The organism is Blastococcus aurantiacus (genome assembly GCF_900102425.1).
GTDB lineage: Bacteria > Actinomycetota > Actinomycetes > Mycobacteriales > Geodermatophilaceae > Blastococcus > Blastococcus aurantiacus.
In genome coordinates this window covers 324,559-344,602 of record NZ_FNBT01000001.1, presented here as the reverse complement: position 1 = coordinate 344,602, position 20,044 = coordinate 324,559, and the positions used below count along the sequence as shown (strand labels likewise).

18 protein-coding genes and 1 riboswitch are annotated in these 20,044 nt (G+C 72.2%); of the genes, 5 read left to right on the top strand and 13 right to left on the bottom strand.

Annotated elements, in window-relative coordinates:
• Positions 1 to 111: 111 nt before the first annotated feature.
• A complete protein-coding gene (locus BLS70_RS01610) occupies positions 112 to 1,545 on the top strand; it encodes a PP2C family protein-serine/threonine phosphatase (RefSeq protein WP_255362161.1) in 1,434 nt (477 codons plus the stop codon).
• Positions 1,546 to 1,778: 233 nt separating this feature from the next.
• On the opposite strand, the gene BLS70_RS21570 is transcribed toward BLS70_RS01610, so the two are convergent.
• From BLS70_RS21570 to BLS70_RS01585, 4 genes are all read right to left on the bottom strand, one after another.
• Positions 1,779 to 2,675 carry an ATP-binding protein gene (locus BLS70_RS21570; RefSeq protein ID WP_369406200.1) on the bottom strand — a complete coding sequence of 299 codons (897 nt, stop codon included), beginning with the start codon at positions 2,673 to 2,675 and terminating at the stop codon, positions 1,779 to 1,781.
• Positions 2,676 to 3,942: 1,267 nt separating this feature from the next.
• Complete coding sequence (locus tag BLS70_RS01595; protein ID WP_255362160.1) at positions 3,943 to 5,016, bottom strand: PP2C family protein-serine/threonine phosphatase; 1,074 nt, start codon at positions 5,014 to 5,016, stop codon at positions 3,943 to 3,945.
• 395 nt (positions 5,017 to 5,411) lie between these two features.
• A complete protein-coding gene (locus BLS70_RS21565; RefSeq protein ID WP_091763755.1) occupies positions 5,412 to 5,855 on the bottom strand; it encodes an STAS domain-containing protein in 444 nt (147 codons plus the stop codon).
• Between the two features lie 248 nt (positions 5,856 to 6,103).
• Positions 6,104 to 6,820, bottom strand: coding sequence for a Crp/Fnr family transcriptional regulator (locus BLS70_RS01585; RefSeq protein WP_091763754.1), 717 nt, complete (start codon positions 6,818 to 6,820; stop codon positions 6,104 to 6,106).
• 394 nt (positions 6,821 to 7,214) lie between these two features.
• On the opposite strand from BLS70_RS01585, the gene BLS70_RS21165 reads away from it, so the two are divergent.
• The 3 genes from BLS70_RS21165 to BLS70_RS01570 all read left to right on the top strand — a co-directional run bounded on the left by BLS70_RS21165 (position 7,215) and on the right by BLS70_RS01570 (position 9,187).
• Entirely contained in the window at positions 7,215 to 7,934 is a 720-nt protein-coding gene (locus tag BLS70_RS21165) for a GAF and ANTAR domain-containing protein (protein ID WP_255362159.1), read from the top strand.
• 103 nt (positions 7,935 to 8,037) lie between these two features.
• A complete protein-coding gene (locus tag BLS70_RS01575) occupies positions 8,038 to 8,817 on the top strand; it encodes a GAF and ANTAR domain-containing protein (RefSeq protein WP_091763752.1) in 780 nt (259 codons plus the stop codon).
• A gap of 40 nt (positions 8,818 to 8,857) precedes the next feature.
• Entirely contained in the window at positions 8,858 to 9,187 is a 330-nt protein-coding gene (locus BLS70_RS01570; protein ID WP_143030317.1) for a hypothetical protein, read from the top strand.
• Between the two features lie 351 nt (positions 9,188 to 9,538).
• On the opposite strand, the gene BLS70_RS01565 is transcribed toward BLS70_RS01570, so the two are convergent.
• From BLS70_RS01565 to BLS70_RS01530, 8 genes are all read right to left on the bottom strand, one after another.
• Complete coding sequence (locus BLS70_RS01565; RefSeq protein WP_091763750.1) at positions 9,539 to 10,612, bottom strand: DNA polymerase domain-containing protein; 1,074 nt, start codon at positions 10,610 to 10,612, stop codon at positions 9,539 to 9,541.
• A gap of 53 nt (positions 10,613 to 10,665) precedes the next feature.
• Positions 10,666 to 12,237 carry an alpha/beta hydrolase gene (locus tag BLS70_RS01560; RefSeq protein WP_091764102.1) on the bottom strand — a complete coding sequence of 524 codons (1,572 nt, stop codon included), beginning with the start codon at positions 12,235 to 12,237 and terminating at the stop codon, positions 10,666 to 10,668.
• A gap of 70 nt (positions 12,238 to 12,307) precedes the next feature.
• Positions 12,308 to 13,381 (bottom strand): ATP-dependent DNA ligase, encoded by a 1,074-nt coding sequence (locus BLS70_RS01555; protein WP_091763749.1) that lies wholly within the window; start codon positions 13,379 to 13,381, stop codon positions 12,308 to 12,310.
• 81 nt (positions 13,382 to 13,462) lie between these two features.
• On the bottom strand, positions 13,463 to 14,074 hold the full coding sequence (locus BLS70_RS01550; protein ID WP_255362158.1) for an NUDIX hydrolase: 612 nt from the start codon (positions 14,072 to 14,074) through the stop codon (positions 13,463 to 13,465).
• Positions 14,075 to 14,092: 18 nt separating this feature from the next.
• Positions 14,093 to 14,824: a dihydrofolate reductase family protein gene (locus BLS70_RS01545; RefSeq protein WP_091763748.1), complete on the bottom strand. Its 732-nt coding sequence runs from the start codon at positions 14,822 to 14,824 to the stop codon at positions 14,093 to 14,095.
• A gap of 2 nt (positions 14,825 to 14,826) precedes the next feature.
• Positions 14,827 to 16,581: a malto-oligosyltrehalose trehalohydrolase gene (gene treZ / locus BLS70_RS01540; protein ID WP_091763747.1), complete on the bottom strand. Its 1,755-nt coding sequence runs from the start codon at positions 16,579 to 16,581 to the stop codon at positions 14,827 to 14,829.
• Positions 16,582 to 16,739: 158 nt separating this feature from the next.
• Positions 16,740 to 17,354, bottom strand: coding sequence for a LysM peptidoglycan-binding domain-containing protein (locus BLS70_RS21480; protein ID WP_091763746.1), 615 nt, complete (start codon positions 17,352 to 17,354; stop codon positions 16,740 to 16,742).
• Positions 17,355 to 17,357: 3 nt separating this feature from the next.
• Positions 17,358 to 17,513, bottom strand: a riboswitch (cyclic di-AMP (ydaO/yuaA leader).
• A gap of 209 nt (positions 17,514 to 17,722) precedes the next feature.
• Entirely contained in the window at positions 17,723 to 18,466 is a 744-nt protein-coding gene (locus BLS70_RS01530; protein WP_091763745.1) for a methyltransferase domain-containing protein, read from the bottom strand.
• A gap of 78 nt (positions 18,467 to 18,544) precedes the next feature.
• On the opposite strand from BLS70_RS01530, the gene BLS70_RS01525 reads away from it, so the two are divergent.
• Positions 18,545 to 19,132 (top strand): ribonuclease FAU-1 family protein, encoded by a 588-nt coding sequence (locus BLS70_RS01525; RefSeq protein ID WP_176946229.1) that lies wholly within the window; start codon positions 18,545 to 18,547, stop codon positions 19,130 to 19,132.
• Positions 19,133 to 19,141: 9 nt separating this feature from the next.
• On the opposite strand, the gene BLS70_RS01520 is transcribed toward BLS70_RS01525, so the two are convergent.
• The gene (locus BLS70_RS01520) at positions 19,142 to 20,014 is read right to left on the bottom strand and encodes an MOSC domain-containing protein (protein WP_091763743.1); all 873 of its coding nucleotides are present in this window, start codon (positions 20,012 to 20,014) and stop codon (positions 19,142 to 19,144) included.
• Between the last annotated feature and the right edge of the window lie 30 nt (positions 20,015 to 20,044).

Genomic DNA, 20,044 nt, shown 5'->3' with positions numbered 1-20,044 from the left:
GTATCGGCTCATGATCCTGCTGCTGGTCCCAGCTCGAGGACGCCGGTTGGCAGCGAGGTCACAGGCCTGGGCCTACCGGTGTCCGCGAGGCGGCGGTTAGGCTGCTCATGCGTGACCGCCTCGAAGGGCTGGTCACGAAAATTGTCGTACCGGCGTTCCGCCGGGCGTCTGGGTCGCCGGCCGGTCACCCTGTTGTGGCTGGTCTTGGTGGGAGAGCGCGTGCCGGACGACGGGGACAACCACCCCCACGGGGCGCTGCGGGCACCCCTCTCGGATGCGGGCTTGGGCTTTGCCGACGCGCAAGGTCGGTCCCGGGTGGAGAGTCTCGGCGAGCGCGTGTTGGGCTCCCTGCTGGACCGGGCCCACCTGATGCCCGCCCGTCTGGTGGGACCGCTCGTGGCGCAAGAGATCGCCGAAATCGGTGGCACCGATGTCTCCATCTGGGTGCAGGACTACGACCAGCGCACCCTGCAGCCGTTGACCGGGCGAGGCCTGGTCGGAGAATCGACCCCGATCGACGACAGCTGGCCCGGGCGGGCCTTCACTGCCGACGCCCGCATCGAGCAACAGCTGCCCGACGGGTCGGTGCGGATGTACCTGCCGATGCTCGACGGCTCGGACCGGGTCGGGGTCCTGGCATTCACTCTGCCGACCGTGGATGACAACGACCGCCGGCTTGCCCAACGTCTGGCCGGCCTGACAGCCGACCTCATCGTCACCAAATCCCTCTACACCGACACGTTCGCCCAGGCCCGCACGGCTGCCCCGATGAGTCTCTCTGCCCACATGCAGTGGCAGACGCTGCCTCCGTTGGTGATGACCACCCCTGACGTCGCCCTGGCCGGAATTCTGGAGCCCTGCTATGACGTGGGGGGCGACAGCTTCGACTACGCGTTGAACGAGCATGTTCTGCACCTGGCGGTCTTCGACGCCATGGGCCACGGGCTCGAGGCAGCCACGATGGCCACCATCGTGCTCGCGGCCTATCGGCACGGTCGGCGGGCGAATGCCTCTTTGCCGGACCTCTACGTGCACATGGACGACGTGCTTTCAGCGACCTACCCGGGACGGTTCGCCACCGCGCAGGTGGGCCAGCTGGACACGGTCACCGGCGTGCTCAGCTGGGTCAACGCCGGTCATCCAGCGGCGCTGCTGATCGGCGGTAGCGGGATCGTCTCCGAGCTCGCCGCTCCGGTCACGCGGCCCGTCGGCTTCGGGGGAGCCGTGCCGGTCGTGACGGCCGTGCAACTCGCGCCGGGCGACCGGGTCCTGTTCTTCACCGACGGTGTCGTCGAGGAGCGACTCGACGACGGGCTCCAGTTCGGTGAAGCGCGACTATGGGAGTTGGTGCAGCAGACCACTGCCGACCGGCTCAGCGTGGCCGAGACGGTGCGACTGCTCTCACACACCCTGATGAGGGCACGCGGCGGCCGAACCAGCGATGACGCCTCGTTGCTCCTCGTGGAATGGCGCGGGCCGCCGCGGGATGACGAGCTCGCCCGCGGAATCCTCGGTGGCCTACCGGCCGGCGACATCGAAGGTTAGCCCTATCGCTCGGGTCAGTTGATCAAGCGGGTGTTCGAGCCTGAGGCCGGTGGGGCTGCGTGCGCCCGTGTGTGGTGCCTAGCTGGATGCAGGCGTCGGGCCGGGGTGGGGACGTAGGGCGGGTCGTTGCTGGGCAGGACCTACTCGACGGCGATGCCGAGGGGCAGCAACCAGGCGACCGCCCGGCGCAGCACGGCGGTGGCGGTGGATCGTCGGTGCTGGTCCTCCGGGACTCAGAATGCGGTGGCCACGCGAACATAGGCCCAGACGTGCTTGCGTCCGGCCTCCACTGCCCAGCCGTGGGCTTGGCTCAACTGCGCGACCAGGTGCAGGCCCAGGCCGCCGAGGGCGGGATCGCGATCGACTGCTGGGGTGGGGGAGTGGTCCGTCGCGGTGTCGGTGACGTCGATGAGCCAGCCGTCACTGGCGGCGGTCACCGACGCGTGGACCGGCGCGAGTCCGTGTCGAAAACCGTTGGAAGCCAGTTCCTCGTAGGCGAGCAGCAGGCGTTCGACGGCGTCGTCGATGTCGCCGGGCGGTACGCCGGCGTCCGAGACCTCAAGGCGGAGCTGCACGCGGGACGTGGTCAGCTGGGCGGCGCTGGTCAATTCCCACTGCCACGGCTGCAAGGCGTCGAGTTGGGGGTGCGGGGGTGGTCGTTGTGACCACGAGAATCGGTCAGTTCCGAGCTGCGTGTCGTCGCTGGCGCGGGCGTTCGGGTCATCGATCGGGCCGCCACCACCGTCGTTCACCGCACCGCCTCCGATCGTGGCTGCTGCCACCCTCCTCGACCAAGGCCAGCAAACGTACGGTAATCGCGCCAACTCACCGCCGCCGTCCAGGGTTCGATTCGCACATCGAATCCGGCCTCGGATCTGGTCCACCACACCGGCTGCGTAGTCGGGCCAGCGCTGTTGGATGCGCATGTCGGCCACCCGGATCACGACGCGTCCCCGAGCGGCGCCGAGGCATGGACCGTAGCTCCGCTCGTAGTGCAGCTCCTCAGCCTGCAGGGCCATCTCAGCGGAGAAGGCGGCTGTCGACGCCTTGTCGCGGATGAGCATGGTGACTGACACGGCCTTCCGCTCCGGAGTGCGTCGCTGGGCCAGCTGAACGATGTCGGTGAGCACACCGCTGAGTGGACGTCCGACCAGCGTCATCCGCGCGAGGTCCGCTCCAGCTCATCCATGCCAGGCGTCCTGAAGGTCCGGTGCATGCCGCCAGCGAATCCGCGCCGCAGGGAAGGCCACGCTCGCCGAGCGCCGCCCAGCTACGTCCGCTACCGTCCCCGGCCATGTCGACCTACCGACTCGTCGCCGGTCGTGGCATACCGCTGGAGACGTTCGAGGCTGACGACGACGTCGCAGCGGGTGCTCGAGGGCGCGAGCTGGCCGCGGGCTACTTCCCATCCCGGCTCGAAATCGACACCAGGCGCGTGGACTTCGCCGTGGAACGCCGCACAGAAAAGATGTGGCGGCCCGTGGCGGTCTGGGTGCCGAGGCCGAGACCCGCGGGAGACGGGCCAAGCTGGCGGGCGGGGGCTCACCCGGCGCCCTAACCGCCAGGGCCCCCGCCGCACACAAACCGTCGCACGGATGGGTGCCTGGCCGCGATTCGGTCGAGGGCATCGCGGCCGCCGGAAGATGCCCTCCGGGCGAGTGGGGTGAGGCGATCTCGAGCACGACGCGCTTCCACGCCGCCGAACCGTCGCCGGTGCTGACGATGAACCCGTGGTGTCTCCGCCCACCGTCGGGCCGACCAGAACTGCATTCCCCGACCCTGGTGGAGCGTGGCGTCCGTGGACACCCCGCGGAACGTGTAGCCGTCGTCGGTGACCCACGCCCGGCCGGGCTGGGGACGGTGCCCGCGCCTTGCGCGGAGATGATGAGGGGCGCGTCCTGCCTCAGCCGGTTGCGGGCCAGCCGGACTCCACAACTCGAGGCCGCCGGCCATGACCTCGGTGTCCACCTCGTGCGCCAGCTCGACGCGCAAGGTGTCGCAGCCGGGGCGGGGGATGGGGCGGGATGCCGTCGACGGACAGGTCGGTGACCAGCAGGATGCACGCGGGCATCGCCAGCACCGTCGTGTACGGCGAGAGGGCGTCGATCTCGGTTCAGGTGCGGCCTCGGTCGAACGACACCCACAGGCCCCGGTTGGCCGGGTTGTCGCCGGTGGTCAGCCCGAGCGCGTCCCACCACGGGTTGCAGCAGACCCCGTGCAGTGCATGTCCTGCGTGTTCGCGCTCTGGGACCGGCTGTTCGAGGGCATCGTTCCCGGCCGGTCCGACGACGACTCGCCCTGCTGGCCGTCGGCTGCCATTCCTAGCACGCACCTGCCCCGGCCGCACGAAGGTCGTAGCGCGGTGACGGCCGTTGGCACCGGCGGCCGCGTGGGGAGCTAGGGCAGCACCCGGCGTGGTGCCACAGTCAGCCACTCCAGGACGACGATTGTGGCGTCATCCTGGAGTTGGTCGGCCTGGTGGCTCAGGACGTGGCGCATCAACCGGCGAACGGTCTCCGGTGACGGGAGGCCGGCGGCCACAGCCGCGCTGACGAAGTCCGCCAAGCGCAGTTCACCGAAGAACTCTCCGGTCGGTGAGCGGGCCTCTGTGATGCCGTCGGTGTAGAGCAGCAGCCGGTCACCGGGTTCCAGCCGGGTCTCGCAGCAGGCGGGCGTGTCCTCTTGCAGTCCGAGCGGACGGGTCGGGGGGGAGGCCGGAGGCCGCACCAGGGACGTCCCGCGCAGAATCAGCGGGTTCGGATGGCCGGCGTTGATCCACCGCAGCCGGCCGGTCCGCAAGTCGAGCCGGATGAGCACCGCGGTGGCGAACTGGCTGCCGCCGATCTGCCCGGCGATCGCCGCGTCGATCGCCGCGGCGATGTCCGGCAGGTCGAGTGCGTTGCGGCGGGCGTGCCGATAGGCGCCGATCGCCACGGTGGCCAGGATTGCGGCCGGTAACCCGTGCCCTACCGCGTCGAGGACGAGCAACTCGGCGGTGTCGCCGTTGACCGCGTAGTCGAAAGAGTCCCCGCCGATGTCGTACGCGGGCGCCAGGCCACCGGTGATGACGACGCGGTCGGCTCCGAAAGACATCGGCGGCAGCAGCTCCCACTGCATCTCCGCGGCCAGGGACAGGGTTCTGCGGCGGCGGAGGCGCGAGAACACGTCGGAATAGGCGTCGCGGACGACGATCAGCTCGGCGGTGAGGGTGACGAAGGCCCACAGCAGGTCTCGCTGTTCATCGGTGGGCTCCTCGAGCAGAAGCAGCTCGGCGACACCGAGGCGCTCCACGCCGTCCAGCAGCGGCATCCACAGCCGGTAGCCGTGCTCCCCAGCGCTGCCGACCACCTCCACGCGCTGGAACGCACGCCCCGCCAGCGTGCCCTCGATGGGCAGCTCCTGACGTTCGGGCACGCCAAGGCCGGGCACAGGTAGCAGGGTGACCTGTTCGTAGTCGGCCAGGTACAGCACCGTCTCGCGGGCACCCAGCTGTGTGCAGCGGTCAGCGACGGTTGCGGCTAGCTCGTCGGGCGCCAGTAGGTGGCACGCGGCGAGAAGTGACCTCAGCGACTCGGTCGCAGGGCCTCCGGCCTCTCTGTTCAGCACCGCACTGACCGTATCGGTGTCAGTCCTCGGCGGAGCTCGCGATCTGCCGGGGCAGGCTCAGCACCTCGGTGCGGTTCCCGGCACACAGCGCCGATCGTGACCGTCGGCCAGCATGCATTCGGGGACCTCGGCCCCGACGCGATGGTCAACGGGTCGAGCGTCGGCGGGAGAGCCGCGCGGCATCTCCACGCGACCGCGGCAGTCGGCGGCGGCCGGGCGGAGGCCACGTTGCGAGCGGGTGGGGACGCTCAGGCGTCCCGCTAGCGCCGGGCCGCACGAGCGTCAGCGCCGGCCGCTGGCCCCGCTGATCGCGCCTGGCTGCTGCGGGCTCGCGCCGTGTCCAAGGACGCTAGGTGGACCGCTGGAGGACGCCCAGAGCTGGACGCAGCCGGAGTGGGCGCCGCCGGCAGGACCGGTGCCACCACATCACTGAGGCTGACGAATGCCAGCAGGCGTCGTAGCAGCGGGCGTGCGCCGTTCAGGACGACGGCAGCCCCGGCGTCCGCCGCAGCCCGCCGCAACGCCACTAGCGCCCGCAGGCCGGAGGCGTCGCAGAAGGTGAGGTCAGTGAGGTCCACGACCCACACCGCAGGGGTGGCCGCGACCAGCATCGGGCAGGCAGCGACGAGATGGCCGCAGGTTGCCCGGTCCAGTTCGCCGGTGAGAACGATGCGCCCGGCCGTTACGTGCAGGTCCAGCCCCATCCCTGCCACGGGCTCAAGGAGGAGTACTGGTAGTGGTGAGGCATCGCTGAGAGTGGCTGACTGCATGTCACGTCCCGGGCTCGCATGCGCCGGCAGCGACCTGGTCATACGGACGGCTCGCAGCTCAGCGCAGATCGGGCCGGGCATTCGACCCGGGTCCGACGGTAGCCGCACGGCCCCCCGGTGGCCATTCGGTCGTGCCGGGAAGCGCGGACGGCCGGTGAGGCGTCCATGCGGACCCTGGGCGCTCACGGGGCCGCCAGCGCGGCGTCGGTGGCCTGGCGGATCACCTCGTAGCAGCTGCATGCCTGGTGCTGCAGGCGCCGTCGGTCGGTGATGGTGATCGCGCCCCGGGTGTAGGTGATGCAGCCGTCCTGGGCCAGCGATTGCGCGACCTCGTTCACCGAGGTGCGGCGCACCGCGAGCATCTGGGCGAGGAAGTGCTGCGTGAGGTCGAAACTGGCGCTGTCCATGCGGTCGGCGGTCATGAGCAGCCACCGGGCGGCACGTTGGCGCACAGGGTGGACCCGGTTACAGGCGGCGTTGCGGGCCAACTGGGTGAACATGGCCTGCGCCGCGCGGCGGAGCATGCCGGTCAGCGGGCCATCGACAACGGCGATCTGCTCACGGAAATCATCGGCGCTCATGGTCAGCGCTTGGCCGGCCACCTGCACGAGGGAGCGTTCGGTCGGCGTGGTGGCGCCGAGGAACACCGAGATGCCGACGATGCCCTCGCGGCCGAGGGTGGCGGTCTCCACAACCTGATCGGCGCCCAGGTCGGCGACGACGGAAACGACGCCGGCGAGCGGGAAGTAGACGGTCGAAATCGGCTCGCCGGGCTCGTGCAGCACCTGCCCCAGCGCCAGCTCCGTCTGCTGCAGATCGGGCAGAAGCGGGGCGAGGTGTTGGTCAGCCAGTCCGCCCAGGACGGCGTTGCGGCGTGCGGTGGCGGGATCAATGGCCACGGGTGGCTCCCTCCGTGCGGTGCTGCTGAAGCCGGACCGACGGCGGGATGGCGTGCTCCCTCGTCACGGTCTACGTGCTCAGGCGGAGGCTGCTCCTGCGTGCGGGGCGATCACATCGTGGCACAGGCCCGACCAGCCCCGCCGACCCGCGTCGCTCGGGTCACCGCCAGGGGCAGTGTCGGGTACCGTGCACAACATCCACCGGACCTGCCCGGCGAGCCGCGAGTGCGCCCAGTGGTGTCAGTTGGTTCCGTTGACGTCTCCACTCCAGCCCCGGGGTGGCCGTCCTGCGGGCCTTGAGCGGTCGCCGTCATCGTTCAACGTGCTGGCGGGGTTTCGATGTCCCGCCGGTGTGCAGCGGCTGCAGGCGGCCGGACTAGAGAGGGCCACGTCGGTGACCGATTCCGTGGACAGTTCCAACCTGCGGGGCACCCGGGAGGCGCTCGACGAGCTCGCCCGGCTGGTGCTGGCCGAGGAGAACGTCCAGTCGGTGCTGGAGCGCGTCGTCGGTGCGGTCAAGGGCGTGCTGCCGGCCGGCGCGGAGGTCTCGATCACGGTGGTGCGCCAGCGGCGGCCGACCACCGCGGCCTTCACCGGAGAGCTGGCGCTGCACCTGGATGAGATGCAGTACGAGCAGGGCTACGGCCCCTGCATGGACGCGGCCCTCAGCGGCCAGCTCATCGAGATCACCGACGGCCGCGCGGAGGACCGGTGGCCGGAGTACATCGCTACCTTCCTTCAGCAGGGGGCGTTGAGTGCGCTGGCGGTGCCGGTCCCTGCCGTGCAACTGGCCGCGTGCCTGAACGTGTACTTCCCGGTCGCCGGCGCCTTCTCCGACGAGCACCGGCAGGACGTCTGCGAGTTCGCCGCCTACGCCGGGGTCGCGCTGACCAACCTCGACGCTCTGCAGGACGCCCGAGACCAGGCGGAGAACATGCGGGCGGCGATGGAGTCCCGGGCGGCCATCGAGCAGGCTAAGGGGATCTTGATCGAGCGACACAAGCTCACTCCCGACCAGGCCTTCCGGATGCTGGCCGGCGCCTCCATGCGGACCAACCAGAAGGTTCGCGACCTGGCCGAGCACCTGGTGCTCACCGGTGAACTGAAGCTTTGATGCGCCCTTCCGCCGGCGGTACAGACACTGCCCCCCGGCGAGCACAGCACCGCCTGCCGTACGCGACACCGACATCGACAGCCACTGCCGGACGGGATCACCGATGACCGACCCCACCAGCCCTGCGCACCCGACACCAGCGCAACTCCGCGAGCCCGGCACGCCGCCACCGGTGGACCTCACCTGGGCGCTGAGCCAGATGAGCGGTCTGCTGCTGTCTCGCGAGACCGTCGACACCGCACTCGAGCTGGTCACCACGCTCGCTGCGACCACCACTGCCGGCACGCTCGGGGCCGCTGTCACCCTCGTGGACGAGCACGGCAAACGGTCCAAGGCCGCGTCCAACGCCGCGGCCGAGCAGGCCGACGCTCTGCAGTACGAGTTCGACGAGGGCCCGTGCCTGACCGCCTGGGCCACCCGGGAACCGGTGCGCATCGACGACACTACCACCGACGGCCGCTGGCCGAGGTGGAATCAGGCGGTCAGTCGGTTGGGAGTGCGCTCGGTGCTGAGCACGCCCCTGGTGACCGGCGATGAGTCCATCGGCGCCATGAAGGTCTACTGCGAGCGCCCGATGAACTATGGGCCCCACGACGAGCAGGTCATGCGCCTGCTGGCCTCCCAAGCCGCGATCCTGCTGGCCAACACCCAGAGCCTGGTTGAGGCACGCCGGCTCAGCCGCCAGCTCACCGACGCCCTGGCCGGCCGGGACGCGGTAGCCCAGGCCACCGGCGTGCTCCTGGCGCAGGGCGCGGCGAACCGGCAGGAGGCGTTCGCCACCCTGGCCGCCACAGCGAACCGCACCGGCCGCCCTGTCGAGGAGATCGCCAGCGCGCTGCTCAGCCTGGTGGCCACCCGCAACAACGACCACGCCGACAACTGAGCACTCGACGACGATGACCAGCCACGAGCGCCACCGGCGTATGGACGCAGCCCGGGTCCGCGCGCAGCTGACCGTCCAGGACCTGTGGCTGCGCTACCTGGCCCTCGGCGGCACCGGGGACGCCTTCGACCTCGATGGCTACCTGCAGGGCCTGGTGCCCCTGGAGCCCTTCCAGCAGGACGTCCTCGCCCAGGCCCTCAACGAAGCGCTCACCGAGCAGTACCGCAGTCATCTGATCCCGCTGTCCACACCCACAGCACTGGACGGCCCGAGCGATGAACGCGTCCGCCGGCTCATGGACCAACTTCTCAACGAGACCGCACCGGCACGCCAGGCAGATTACGAGCCGCGCCCCGACGGAGGTTCCTGACCGGAGAAGGTCAGCGCCGAGTCCTGCACCGTACGCCGGACCGCATGTCGAGGGTCAGCGGGGAAGGCTGAGGCGCCGCCACGGCCGGTGCCTCAGCACCCGCGGCCCAGCGGCCACGCGCTGGACCGCCTGGCCTTGGTTTTCACCACCGCCGGCACTCGCGGCCATCGGTCGTGCTCGGCCAGCCAGCGGCTGAAGTAGCGGACGCTCTGGCCTTACAGCTCGATGGTCCGCGGCGCCTTGCTGGCCGCGCGCAGGTGCCGACGGAAGGACGCGAGAAGGTTTTCCAGTCGCACCGCCATGGGCGGAGGTCATCGAACGAACGAGCGGTGCGCTACCAGCGCCGGTGCGTCAGCCTGAGGCATTGTCGCTGGCAGGACGCTTGGCGCGGCTGGGCTGCACGCGCATCGGCTCGCCGGGCATCTTCGGGTAGTCCGGCGGATAGGGCAGGTCGCCCATGCCGTCGTCCTTCGCCTGGCGCTCGGCCAGCTCCAGCAGCGGCTCGATGCCGAACGCGTGGTCGGCGAGACCGGCGTGCTTGTCGCCGACCTCCCGGAATCGCGCCGGCATGCTCAGGACGTCGAAGTCGAAGGGCGTGACGTCGGGCAGCTCGTCCCAGTCGACGGGTGCGGACACCGGGGCGTGCGGCCTTGGCCGGATGGAGTACGCCGAGGCGATCGTGCGGTCCCGGGCCATCTGGTTGTAGTCGATGAAGATCTTCTCGCCACGCTCCTCCTTCCACCACGACATCGTCACGCGGTCGGGAAGGCGCCGTTCGAGCTCGCGGCCGAAGGCGATGACCGCGCGGCGGACGTCGGTGAAGGTCCACCGGGGCTGGATCGGCACGTAGATGTGCACGCCGCGGCCGCCCGAGGTCTTCGGCCAGCCCTCCATGCCGAACTCGTGCAGCAGCTCCCGGACGTGCGGGGCCACCCACACGGCGTCGGAGAAGTCGGTGCCCGGCTGCGGGTCCAGGTCGATGCGGATCTGGTTCGGCGACTCGACGTCGGCCTTGCTCACCGGCCAGGGGTGGAACGTCAGCGTGCCGAGGTTGGCGCACCACGCGACGACGGCGACGGAGTCCGGGGCGATCTCGTCGGCGGTCCGGCCGCTGGGGAAGGTGATGTGCGCCGTGGGCACCCACGGCGGGGCGTTCTTGGGCACCCGCTTCTGGTAGAACGCGTCGCCGGTGTTGTCCACGCGGGTGGACAGCCGGGCGCCCTCGAACACCCCGCCGGGCCAGCGCTCGAGCGTCGTCGGCCGGTCCTCGAGGGCGAACAGGATGCCCTCGCCGACGGCGACGAAGTACTCGACGACGTCGATCTTGCGGATGCCCTTCTCGGCGAAGTACGGCTTCTCCGGGCTGGAGACGCGCACCTCGTGCCCCGCGACGTCGAGGATCACCGCGTCCTTGCTGCTCGCCATCCACCTGCCCGTTCCGTCAGCGGCAGAGCCTTCCCTCGGCCGGGGTCCGAGTCTCACGCAGGGCAGGTGAGCCCGTCCAGGGGGACCACCAGGTCGATGAGGTAGCGGTTCACCGCGTCGTTGACGCACGGGTTCTTCGGGTAGGCGGTGTGCCCCTGCCCCTGCCAGGTGAGCAGGACGCCGGAGGCCAGCTGCTCGGCCATGTCCACCGCCCCCGGCAGCGGGGTCACCGGGTCACCGGAGTTGCCGACGACGAGGATCGGCGCGCTGCCCTCCGCGTCGCGCTGGGGGAGCGGGGTGCGCTCGGCCTCCCACGGGGTGCAGGTGTACAGCCCGGCGGCCGAGCCGGCACCGAACAGCGGGTACTCCGCGTCCCACTCGGCGGCCAGGGCGCGCACCTCGTCGGTCTCGATCTCCTCGTCGGTGTCCGCGCAGTTGATCGCCAGGTTGGCGTCGAGCTGGTTGGAGTAGGTCCCGTCCTCGAGCCGGCCGGCGTAGCTGTCGGCGAGGGAGAACAGCCCGGCGGCGTCGCCGTTGCGGGCGGCGGCCAGCGACTGGGACAGCTGCGGCCACGTCTGGGTGTCGTACAGCGCCGCCACGACGGCGGTGTGGACGACGCCCGGCGTCGCCTGGCGGGTCTCGCCCTCGGCGGCACTCGGGATGGGTCCCTGCGACGCCTGCAGCATGACCTCCTCGACGAACGACCGGGGGTCCGGTCCGATGGGGCACCCGGCGATGAGGCTCAGGCAGTTCTGCGCGAAGGCGTCGAAGCTGGCCTCCAGGCCCGCCGCCTGCGACTCGGCCGTGGCGCGCGCGTCGGCGTCGGGGTCGACCGCGGCGTCGAGCACGAAGGCGCGCACCCGGTCGGGGAAGAGCTCGGCGTAGGTCGAGCCCAGCGTGGTGCCGTAGGAGTAACCGAGGTAGGTCAGCTGCTCCTCGCCCAGGGCCTCGCGGAGCAGGTCCATGTCGCGGGCGGTGTCGACGGTGTTGAAGGCACCCAGCGCGGCGGGCGACTCGTAGCGCTCGGCGCAGTCCTCGGCGACCTCGCGGGCCAGCCCGAAGACGTCGTCCAGCTGCTCGGCGCTGGTGGGCTGCGGCTCGGACGCGATCAGCCGGTCCTTCGTCTCGTCGGGGATGCATTCGACGGGGGAGGACAGGGAGACGCCGCGGGGGTCGAAGCCGACGATGTCGAAGCGCCGCACCACGTCCTCGGGCAGGGTGAGCGCCAGCCCGATGGCAGCGTCGACGCCGGAGCCGCCCGGGCCACCGGGGTTGATCACCAGCGAGCCGATGCGGTCGGTCTGGCCGGGGTGCACCGCGCGGACCAGGGTCAGCGGCAGGCGCTCGCCCTCGGGCTCGTCGTAGCTGATCGGCACCGGCACCTGCCCGCACTCGAACGACAGCCCGCGCTCGCTCCCGGGGCGGCCGGCGATCAGCGGCTGGAGCGGCTCGTTGCAGTCCTCCCACTCGATGGGTTCCGCGGTCGGCTCGGCCGGAGCGCTGCTCGTCGAGGGCGTCGCCTCCTCGTCGGAGCCTCCGTCGGAGGTGCAGCCGGCGGCGAGGAGGGTGAGCGCGGCGAGCAGGCTGGGTACGACGGCGCGCCGGCCGCGGTGGTGCGAATACATGATCACGAGCCTAGGAGCCCTCCGGCGCCCGTGCAGATGATCACCGGCCCGGAACGACCCGATCACCCGGTCAGGGTGTCTCCAGCACCTCGGCCAGGTCGTAGCGCACGGGCACGTCCAGCTGGTCGTACGTGCAGCTGAGCGGCTCGCGGTCGGGCCGCCAGCGCAGGAACTGCCCGGTGTGACGAAGTCGACGGCCCTCGAGCTGGTCGTACTTGATCTCCACGACGAGTTCGGGGCGCAGCGGCACCCAGGAGAGGTCCTTCTTCGCGTTCCACCGGCTGACCGCTCCGGGCATGCGGTTCTCGCCGTCCTGCTGCACCTGCGCGTTGGCCCAGTCCTGCCACGGGTGCCCGTCCAGGGCCTGGGCGCGGTAGGGCTCGAGCTCCTCGACCAGCTCGGCGCGTCGCTTCATCGGGAAGGACGCCGCGACGCCGATGTGCTGCAGCGTGCCGTCGTCGTAGAGCCCCAGCAGCAGCGAGCCGACGATCGGCCCGCTCTTGTGCCAGCGGAACCCGGCGACCACGCAGTCGGCGGTGCGCACGTGCTTGACCTTGGTCATCAGCCGCTGGTCGGGGCCGTAGGGCAGCTCGGGGCTCTTGGCGACGACGCCGTCCAGGCCGGCGCCCTCGAACGTGTCGAACCAGCGCTGCGCGGTGTCGGCGTCCTCGGTGATGGCGGTGAGGTAGACCGGCGGGCGGGTGCCGGCCAGCGCCGTCTGCAGCAGCTTCCGGCGCTCGCCGAAGGGCCGGTCCACCAGCGACTCGTCGCCCAGGGCCAGCAGGTCGAAGGCGACGAACGAGGCCGGCGTCTGCTCGGCCAGCAGCTTCACCCGCGACTCCGCCGGGTGGATCCGCTGGAGCAGCGCCTCGAAGTGCAGGCGGTCACCGGCGGGGACGACGATCTCGCCGTCGACGACGCAGCGCTCGGGCAGGTGCTGCTTGACCGCCTCGACCACCTCGGGGAAGTAGCGGGTCAGCGGGCGCTCGTTGCGGCTGCCCAGCTCGACCTCGTCGCCGTCGCGGAAGACGACGCAGCGGAAGCCGTCCCACTTGGGCTCGTAGAGCAGGCCGTCCCCGATGGGCAGCTTCGTGGCGGCCTTGGCCAGCATCGGCTTGACCGGCGGGTTCAGCGGCAGGTCCATGCCGGTCAGTCAAGCAGCCCGCCTCGTCCTGGAGGGCCAGGATGGCCACGATGGCCCTCCGGCGACGTGCGGTTCCGGAGATCAGCGCCAGGCGAAGACCGGCTGCTCGTAGTGGGCCACGCGCTGCACCTCGCCGCGGCAGGCGACCCGGACGAACTGGTGGACGACCGCCGCGGTGGGCGCGTGCACGAACCCGTCCCTCAGCGGCAGCTTGATCACCGGGCCGTCGGACTCCGGGATGGTCTCGAAGACCGGCTCGACGTCAAGATCTGCGAGCGGCACCTCGAAGACGGCGGCCACCTCCGGCTCCGACCCCGTGAAGCCGTCGACCGGGCCGGCCCAGCAGACCACCGGCGTCATCACGTAGCCCGAGCGCGTCACGTAGTCGTCCAGCAGCCCGAGGACGGCGGAGCGGTCGAGGTCGAGGCCGATCTCCTCGTGCAGCTCGCGCAGCGCGCCCTCGACCGGTCCCTCGCCGGCGTCCAGCCGGCCACCCGGGAGGGCCCACTGCCCGGCGTGCGCGCGCAGGCCCGCCGCCCGCCGGGTGATGACCAGAGTCGGTGCGCCGTCCTGCTCGGTGACGCAGAGCGCGACCGCGGCCTGCTTGAGGTCGGGCCGGTCGGCCGCGACCCGAGGGAAGCCCACGAGCCGGTCGGCGACGGTGTCGCGGTCCAGCGGTGGCGGCACGCTCACGGTGGCTCCTCCTCGTCGCTACCGGCTGCCGGCCACCCGGTAGCGGGTGAACAGCACGCCGTCCTCCTCCAGGAGCTGGTGCAGCTCCAGCCTGATCGGCGCCGACAGGCCGTCGGGCAGCAGCCGGAGCGCCGCCCCGACCAGCGCGGGCGCAATGGTCAGGTCCAGCTCGTCGACCACTCCGGCGGTCAGCGCGGCGCGCAGCAGCTGCGGCCCACCCTCGCACGTCACCTGCTCCAGACCCCGGTCGGCCAGCGCGGTCACGGCGGAGGGCAGGTCGACGTCGTCGTCGCCGCAGACCAGCACCGTGGCGCCGGCGGCGGACAGGGCCGCGCGACGGCCGGCGTCCGCGGCCGCACAGGTGACGACCAGCGTGGACGGTGCCGACGCCAGCGCCGACGCGGGATCGAGCGAGGCCCGGCGGGAGACGACCGCGATCGGCAGCTCGACGGGCCGGCCGATGGTTGCGCGGAGCCGGCCGACGGGGGAGTCCGGCGCGACCGGCCGGTACCCCTCCGTGCCCGCCGTGCCGGCGCCCACCAGGACGACGTCGGCAAGCGCCCGCAGCACCCGGAACACCCGCTTGTCGCCGGGCGAGCCCAGGCCCGCGCTGCGCCCGTCGACGGCGATGGAGCCGTCCGGCGAGGCGACGAAGTCCATCCGCAGCGAACGGCCCGGCGGCAGCCGGTAGGCGTCCACCAGCGCGGCGTCGTCCAGGTCCGCGGCGGGCGAGGGCAGCAGCCGGCGCATCGTCAGCGGGTGCTGAGCACGGCCGCGCTCTCCGGCGGCACGGTGACGGTGTCGCCGTCCACTGAGGGCAGCTCGGCGGTGGCGAACAGCACCTCCCCGGCGGGCCGGTCGAGATCGATCTCCCGCGGCTCGTCGGCGAGGTTGACCACCACCCGCAGCGAGCCGCGGTGCACGACCATCCAGCGGTCGGCGTCGTCCCAGTCCACCTCGACCGCGGTGAGGTCGGGGTCGACGAGGTCGGGGTGCGCGCGGCGCAGGGCGAGCAGGGAGCGGTGCACGGCGAGGATCCGCTCGTGCGGCTCCTGGGAGAGCTCGGACCAGTCGAGCTTGGACCGGGTGAAGGTCTCCGGGTCCTGCGGGTCCGGGACGACGTCGGCGTCCCACCCGTGCTCGGCGAACTCACCGATCCGCCCCTCGGCGGTCGCCCTGCCCAGCTCCGGCTCGGGGTGGCTGGTGAAGAACTGCCACGGCGTGCTCGCGCCCCACTCCTCGCCCATGAACAGCATCGGCGTGAAGGGGCTGGTCAGCGTCACGGTCGCGCCGACGGCGAGCAGCGCGGGGGAGAGGGTGGCCGAGATCCGGTCGCCGACGGCGCGGTTGCCGATCTGGTCGTGGTCTTGGAGGTAGCCCAGGAACTTCCAGCCGGGCAGCGTCGCGGTGTCGACCGGGCGGCCGTGGTGGCGACGGCGGAAGCTCGACCAGGCGCCGTCGTGGAAGTAGGCGCCCGAGAGCACCTTGGCCAGGCCGGCGATGCCGGCCTCGGCGAAGTCGGAGTAATAGCCCTGGCCCTCGCCGGTCAGCGTGGAGTGCAGGGAGTGGTGGAAGTCGTCGCTCCACTGCGCGGTGAGCCCGAGGCCGCCGGCGACCCGCGGGGTGACCATGCGGGGGTCGTTGAGGTCGCTCTCGGCGATGAGGGTGAGCGGCCGGCCGACGGCGACCGACAGCTTGTCCACCTCCTGCGCCATCTCCTCGAGGACGTGGGTGGCGCGCTCGTCGACCAGCGCGTGCACGGCGTCCAGGCGCAGCCCGTCGACGTGCATGTCGCGCAGCCACATGAGGGCGTTGTCGATGATGTAGCGGCGCACCTCGTCGGAGTCGGGGCCGCTGAGGTTGATCGAGTTGCCCCAGGTGTTCGCCCCGCCCTCGGCGAAGATCGGGAAGAACTCGGGCAGGTAGTTCCCCGACGGGCCCAGGTGGTTGTAGACGACGTCCTGGATGACGCCGAGCCCCTGCTGGTGGCAGGCGTCGACGAACCGCTGGTAGGCAGCCGGGCCGCCGTACTGCTCCTGCACGGCGTACCAGAGGACGCCGTCGTAGCCCCAGTTGTGCGTGCCGTTGAACCCGTTGACCGGCAGCAGCTCGACGAAGTCCACGCCGAGGCGCACCAGGTGCCCGAGCCGGCCGATCGCCGCGTCGAGGGTGCCCTCGGGGGTGAAGGTGCCGACGTGCAGCTCGTAGACGACGCCACCGGCCAGCGGGCGCCCGGTCCAGGCGCCGTCGCCCCACGCGTAGGACTCCGGCTCGTACCGGCGGGAGAGCCCGTGCACGCCCTCGGGCTGCCGCCGGGACCGGGGGTCGGGCCGCGGCGTCTCGTTGTCGTCGAGGAGGAAGCCGTAGTCGGCCTCCGGGCTCGCGTCGATCGCGGCGCGCCACCAGCCGTCGTCGTCGCGGGTCATGTCGTGGACGGCGCCGTCGACCTGGACGCGCACCCGCTCCGGCAGTGGTGCCCAGACGGCGAACTCGACGGGTGCGGACATGCGGGGGCCTCCGGGGCGGGACGTGGTGGGGCGGTGCGGGCGGGGTGGGCCAGAGCGGATCATGCCCGCAGCGACCGTCGCCAATCACGGTGGCGTCGTCCAGGGCCGACGGCGTCCGGGGCGAGCTGCCCCGGACGCCACCGGTGATCAGCCCCGTGTCAGAGGGAGAGCTGCTGACCGACCCGGATCACGTTCGGGTTCCGGACGGCGTCCCGGTTCATCGCCCACAGCGCGCGCCAGCCCCCGTCGACTCCCTGGGCCCGGGCGATCTTCGCGAGGGTGTCCCCGCGCCGGACCCTGTAGTCGCCGCCCGACGACGTCGTGGGCGCCGCCGGTAGGGAGGCGGCCGGTGCCGGTGCTGCGGCCCGAGGTGCGGGCGCCGCCGCCCGGGGGGCAGGGGCGACGGCCGTCGTGCCGGACCGCAGCTGCGTGCCGCAGGTGGGCCAGGCGCCGACGCCCTGGGTGAGCAGGACCCGCTCCGCCACCGCGATCTGCTCCGCGGGGGCGGCCAGGTCGGCCCGGGGGGCGAACTCCCCACCGCCGTGGCCGAGCCAGGTCGGAGAGCTGAACTGCAGCCCGCCGTAGTAGCCGTTGCCGGTGTTGATGCTCCAGTTGCCGCCGGATTCGCACTGGGCGACGCCGGACCAGTCGTGCGTCGCAGCGGAGGCCGGCGCGGCGAGCACGCCGATGCCGATCGCCGCGGCCCCGGCCAGGACGGTGCCCCCGCGGAAGACGCGCCTGCGGGCAGGGGTGGTCGAGAGGTGCGTGGACATGGGTGATCCTCCGATCACCGCCTGCGAGGTGAGCTGTCGGGTTCGGGCGAATCGGTGCCCGGCCGCGTGCCCGGAGGGCAGGGGCGGCTTCACCCCGAGGCGCGCGTGCGCGCCGGTGGTGGTTCCCCCGCCCCCGTCCTGGGGTGGCTCGGAGTCAGGCTCCGGCGGACGGGGTTCGGCGGTCCGGTGCCTCGCGCCCGACCAGGAAGGCCCGGGCGCCCGCACGACGCTAGGTGCGTTCCCCGGAGCCCGTCGCGAGGGAACGGGAGAGCTCCGGCCGGTCGCCCCGGCGTGGCGCCGCCACGCCGCGCCGCGACCCCGCCACGTCCTGGAACGACACCGCTGCGTGCCCGGATGGGCCGCCGGCATCACAGGTCGACGGCGACCGTGCAGTACCCGACGTCGAGGGAGTCGGCCTGCACCAGGTCGGCGTTGGCCCGGTGCCAGGCGCCCGTGCGGATGTCGTCCGCCAGGCGGCTCAGGCCTTCCTCGAGCGCGGCCGGCTCGGTGGTCGCGAACACCGACATGCCGGCCCTGACCTCCGCGTCCAGGTACGCCTCGGGACGGCGCCAGAACGCCGCGGCGAACCCGTCCACGCAGTCGTGGGGCACCGGCACCGACCGGATCTCGGCGTCGGCGCCCAGCAGGCGGGCGAGCTCCTCGATCCGCACGGCCAGGCGCGCGTCGGTCTTGGCGGCCGCCGGGAGGTAGTCGCGGAGCAGCCAGAAGTCGGCCACCCGCTCGGGCCACCAGGTGAAGAAGACCGCGCGCCGGCGGGCCACCCGGCGCATCTCGGCCACCCCTGCGGCGACGTCGCTCCAGTGGTGGACGGTGAGCACGGCCAGCGCCGCGTCCACGGCGTCGTCGGCCAGGGGCAGCGCTTCGGCCACCGCCACCACCGCCGGCGCTGCGTCTGCCGGGCGCTGGTCGATCATCACCCGGCTCGGCTCGACGGCGAGCACTGTCTGCGGCGGCTCGTAGGCTCCCGCGCCCGCCCCGATGTTCACGACGCTGTCGACGTCCCCGAGCGCGTCCCGGATGGCGGCCGCGACGCGCGGGTCGGCCTGGCGGGTCCGCCGGTACGAGCGACCGATCCGGTCGTAGAGCGCCATCCGCGGAGTATGCCGGGCAGCCGGCGCGACCGGGTCGCCGATCCCGCCGCGGCACCGAGGCGCCCTAGCCTCACGCGCATGACCGACGCCTCGGGCCCGGTGCCGCGGACCTTCGCTCCCGGACGGAGCGTGCTCCGGCGGGAGGTCCTGCACGGTCGCCCGTGGATGGAGCACCCGGTCACCGTCGTGCACGACGCCGACGGCTGCCTCGCGGTGCTGCTGGAGCCCGGGTCGCGCTTCCGCTTCCACGACCACCCGTTCGGGCCGCACCCGTGGGGACGCCTCGACGCCTGGACCGACAGCACCGTCCTGCAGCTCCAGCGCGACGACGACGCGCACGCGGCGTGGAAGTTCTTCGACGGCACCGGCTCCACGCACTGGTACGTCAACTTCCAGGAGCCGGTGGTGCGGCACGTCGGCCCGGACGGGGGCGGCGCCTTCGACACGGCGGACCTCGGCCTCGACATCGTCTGCGCGCGCGACGGCAGCTGGGAGTGGAAGGACGTCGACGACCCGGACCTCATGGTGGCGAGCGGACGGATCACCCCGGCCGAGCGGGACCGCATCCGTGCGGAGGCGGCCGCCGTCGCCGGGTGGCTGGACGCGGGCGAGCGGTGGTGGGCGCCGTGGGACGGCTGGCACCCGGGGGATGCGCCCCCGCCGTAGGCCGGCCGGTCAGACGAGGGTGACCGGGTCACCGGTGCGCAGCACGCCCTCGCCGGTCACGTCGGCGTAGACCCCCGCGCAGGCCCAGGTGCCCAGGCCGGGAATCTCGCGGCGGTGGTGCCTGGCCACGGTCCGCAGGGTGTCGCGGTCCTCGGGCAGGTCGCCCTGGGCGAGCGTCGTCATGACGCAGCGCATCGTGAGCATCCGGACCGCGGCACGGGCGGAGTCACCCAGACAGGCGCTGCGCCCGACCCAGGCGTCCTCGGCGAAGCCCGGCTCGGTGCCGCCGACGAGGATGTTGGGCCGGTAGCGCAGGACGTCGAAGTCGCTGCCGCTGCCGAGCGCGGTCAGCTCGTCGAGGGTCGCCCGCGTCAGCAGGTGCAGCGCGGCGAGGTCGAAGAAGGTGCCGGGCGGGGCCATCTGCCCCAGGTCGATCGCGCTGACCGGCTCCTCGCCCTCGAAGGCGTGCGTCGTCCCCTCGATGAACTCGGTGGGCGCCAGGCCCTCGATGGCGGGCCACTGCTCCTCGAACCGGCTGCCCGCCGGTACCTCGCTGGTCAGCCGCACCGGACGGCCGACGAGGTCGGACAGCGCCGCGTCGGTGCCGGCTGCGTCGCTGCTGAGCTCGGTCCCGTCGGGCATCGTGATCAGCACCGGCGGTGCGGCCGCGCCGGGGACCGGCTCGGCGGCGAACCGGGCCGACAGGCCGAGCAGCGCGCCCCACTTGCGTGGGTGCTTGGCGCTGGCGACCGTGCCGTCGGCAGGATCGACGAGGGCGTAGGCGCGGTCACCCAGCAGCCCTCTGCCGGTCACCGAGGCCTGCTCCACCCGCTCGCCGAGCATGGACTTCACCGGGAAGCGGTAGAGCGCGTCGATGTGCACGGCGCATCACACCACGGCCGGCCGCGCGTT